General features: G+C 76.1%; 1 protein-coding gene. It reads left to right on the forward strand.

Annotated elements, in window-relative coordinates; all coding sequences use genetic code 11:
- The coding region (locus B9S61_RS08080; protein WP_146064751.1) for an ATP-binding cassette domain-containing protein at positions 1–569 on the forward strand (569 nt) is incomplete at its 5' end.
- Positions 570–685: the final 116 nt, after the last annotated feature.

The raw sequence follows: 685 nt of genomic DNA on the forward strand, positions 1-685 counted from the left end.
CACCGTCGGAGGCGGCCTGGGGCGGGGTCCGGCTGGACGGGATCGCGCTCGCGCGGGTGCGGGAGCGGATCCTGGTCGCCGACGCGGAGGCCGATCTGTTCGCCGGCCCGCTGCGGGAGGTGGTGGCCGGGCGCGCGGACGCGTCCGACGAGGACGTGCTGCGGGCGCTGCACGCGGCCGCCGCCGACGACATCGTGCGGGGGTTGCCCGACGGGCTCGACTCGCCGGTGTCCGCACAGGGACGGAGTCTCTCCGGCGGCCAGCGCCAACGGGTGCGGCTGGCCAGGGCGTTGCTGGCCGACCCGGAGGTGCTGCTGGCGGTGGAGCCCACCTCAACGCTCGACGCGCACACCGAGGCCACGGTCGCCGACCGGCTGCGCGACGTCCGCAGCGGCCGTACGACGCTGCTGGTCACCACCTCGCCGCTGGTACTCGCGCGGGTCGACGAGGTGGTCTTCCTGGTCGACGGGAAGGTCGCCGCGAGCGGCAGCCACCAGGGGCTTCTCGACTACGAGCCCGGATACCGGGACCTGGTGGCCAGGGACACCGACGAGGAGGTCGTGGGATGAGCGGGGAAAGGCTTCCCCTCGCCGGACCCGCCGATGTGCGCCGGGCCGCCGCGGAGCTGGTGCGCGCGGACCGGCGGGCCTTCGCCGGCGTCCTGGCGCTGAACGGGCTGGCGGCC

The sequence above is a fragment of the Streptomyces sp. SM1 genome (genome assembly GCF_002910825.1).
GTDB classification, from domain to species: Bacteria; Actinomycetota; Actinomycetes; order Streptomycetales; family Streptomycetaceae; genus Streptomyces; species Streptomyces okerensis.